2 protein-coding genes are annotated in these 2,849 nt (G+C 60.2%); both read left to right on the top strand.

Features of this window, described 5'->3' with window-relative positions; genetic code table 11:
- Positions 1-2,255 (top strand): DUF4331 family protein (locus ACFE7X_RS09620; RefSeq protein WP_375435464.1); only part of this gene is annotated, 2,255 nt, incomplete at its 5' end.
- An 82-nt stretch (positions 2,256-2,337) separates the two neighbouring features.
- Positions 2,338-2,541, top strand: a complete 204-nt coding sequence (locus ACFE7X_RS09615; protein WP_375435463.1) for a PID-CTERM protein-sorting domain-containing protein — start codon at positions 2,338-2,340, stop codon at positions 2,539-2,541.
- Positions 2,542-2,849 lie beyond the last annotated feature (308 nt).

The raw sequence follows: 2,849 nt of genomic DNA, 5'->3' as shown, positions 1-2,849 counted from the left end.
CCAGCTTGCAGTTCATCCCCAACATGGACGGCTTTCCCAACGGCCGACGCTTGGAAGATGCTGTGGACCAGATCGAGCTGAAAGCAGTGGGCGGCGTGGTATTAGCGGCCATCGGGTTGTGGTACGACGACTTCACGCCTACCAGTGCCTCGCCAGTGACGCCGATTCTGGCTGGTGTGCTGGGCTTTACTACGGGCGTAGAAGCCAACGACACCACCCTCCGTTCCGCCTTCCCCTACGTGCAGACGCCGTGGAGTGGTACTGGCTCGGCCAGCGGCCCAACCAACACCGTCGTGATTCCTAACCTGACGGTGAACTCGCCTATGGGCGTAGATGCCGGCACCTATAACAACATCACCGTTACCAGCACGGGCGTGGCCTTATTCAACGGTCCGGTGCAGGTGAACGGTACGCTAACAGTGCGCACGGGCGGCGTGCTGAGCACGCGGGGCGTACTCGCTACTAGTTGCCAGCCCATCACCGGGCCGGGCAGCTTTGTGCTGGAGGCCGGCGCCACCCTGCGCATCTGCGACGCCGACGGCATTGCCGCTACGGGGGCTACCGGAGCTATTCAGCTTAGCGGCACCCGTACGTTTTCGCCGGAGGCTAACTACGAGTACAATGGCTCGGGGGCCCAAACCACCGGCACGGGGCTGCCAGTGCAAGTCAGCAACCTAACCGTTAACAACAGCGCCGGCGTCACGCTCAACAACGGGGGCGTAGGCATTTCCCAGCGACTGGTGTTAACGAACGGCAACCTGAACACCAGCCCAAGCCAGATGCTGACGCTGACTTCGTCGCCGATTCTGGGTACGGCCTTGGTGGTGAACACCAATGGCGCCGTGAACGGCCCGGCCACTATGCAGCGGTCCATTGACCGGTCCCTGAACCCAGGCTTTGGCTACCGCCACTATAGCTCTCCAGTTAGCAATACCACCGTTGGTGACTTAGGCAACAATACTCGGGGATTCAGTCCGGTTTTCAACCAGGACTACAACACGGCCGCCGATCCGAACAGCGTGCTGCCGTTCCCGAACGTGTTCGGCTACGACCAAACCCGGGTAACCAATACCACTAATTCGATGGCGGCGTTCGATCAGGGCTTCTTGGTGCCCCAGGCCAGCGACCCCATGGCCGTGCTAGGGGGCTATGCCGTCAATATCCCCGCCAGCGCGGTGGTGGATTTGACGGGTACGCTCAACAACGGCTCCGTCACGCGCAGCAACCTGACCCGGGATTCGCAGCCGCAGAGTGGCTGGCAGTTACTGGGCAATCCTTACCCGTCGCCACTAGACTTCAGCCAGCTAACGGGCGTCACGCGCACCAACGTGGACGATGCTATCTACGTGTTCCAAAGCACTGGGCAGTACGAGGGGCAGTACCGCAGCTACGTGAATGGCATTGGTAACCCGCTGGTATCGGCTATGCAGGGCTTTTTTGCCCGAGTGAGCGCCGGACAATCCACGGGTAGCCTGACCCTCAACAACGCCTCTCGCGTCACGACCTTCTCGGCCGAGCCCAGCTTCAACCGCACCACCGCCGACACTCGGCCGCTGGTGAACCTGCGCCTGCAAGGCACCTCGTTCATGCTGGCCGACGAAATGTACGTGTACTTCGAGCAAGGCGCTACCAACAGCTTTGATGCGCGTTACGACGCATATAAGCTGCCTAGCTCTTCGGGCATGAGCGTGAGCAGCATGATTGTGGGCGACGAGCTATCAGTGAATGGCCTGACTCCGTTGGCCAACCCAACGGCAACCGCAACGGTAGCGCTGAACGTGCACGTACCCGCCACCGGCACTTACACGCTGAATGCGGCCACGCTAGCCAACTTCGGGAGCAACATGCAGGTGTTCCTGCTCGACACCCAGACCGGTGCCCGCATCGACTTGGCACAACAGCCGGTGTACAGCTTCACGGCAGCCACCAAGGCGCTGCCCGGTCGCTTCACCTTGTACTTTGGCCCCTCCGCGCCGCTGGCCTCCAACGCCGCCGTGTTGGCCAAGCAAGTGCAGCTGTTTCCAAACCCCGCGCACGGCAGCTTCACCCTAGTGCTGCCCGCTGAATTAGGTCGCACGCCCGTCAAGGCAACGCTCTACAACCAGCTTGGCCAAGCGGTAGCGCAACGCACCCTGACGGTTACGGCCGCCGGCGCCAGCACCCAATTCGATGTGTCGGGCATGGCGCGCGGTGTGTATTCGCTGCACTTGCTGTCCGGCAAAACCCAAGTGGTTAAGCGTGTAGTAGTGGAGTAAGTACCCAGCAGCCCAGTAACCCAGGCCATCGGGCCTGGGTTACCACTGCCTTTCCCATGATATTTTCTTACGTATCCCTCCCATGAAAAAAGACACCCTCGTAAGCGCCCTGTGCGGAACAGCGTTGTGCGTACTACTTACCGCCGCCTCTGCTTTGGCCCAAGGGCCTGGCTCGGGCGGCCCCACCCCTACTGCCGTGCCCATCGATGGGGGTGCATCCTTGCTGCTAGCCAGCGGTGTGGCCTACGGCCTCAAGAAGCTACGGGACAGCCGCCGGAAACGCTAAACTGCGTTGCTGCTACCGAAAAACGGCCTACCAGATGGTAGGCCGTTTTCAGTTTATAGGGATTATAAAAGTTAACGCAGTAAACACTGCAAAACCGAGCTTATACGCTTGCTTTTCCCTGGAAATCAGCTCCTTTAGTTCCGCACGGCAATCATCAAGCTCAGTTCCTTGTAGCGCATGTTGAAGCGCTTGGCGATGGTGGCGTTGGTGAGGGAGCCTTTGTAGACGTACACGCCCGAGCGGAAATGCTCGTTGGTAAACAGCACCTCATTGATGCCGCCGTGCTGGCTGATTTCCTGGAGAATTGG

This window comes from uncultured Hymenobacter sp. (assembly GCF_964242765.1).
In the GTDB taxonomy this organism is placed as follows: Bacteria; Bacteroidota; Bacteroidia; order Cytophagales; family Hymenobacteraceae; genus Hymenobacter.
This window is presented reverse-complemented; position numbering and strand designations above follow the sequence as displayed.

Excerpts from the sequence above, each read along its gene's own strand:
- ACFE7X_RS09615 (WP_375435463.1), top strand. The coding sequence starts at position 2,338 with ATGAAAAAAGACACCCTCGTAAGCGCCCTGTGCGGAACAGCGTTGTGC.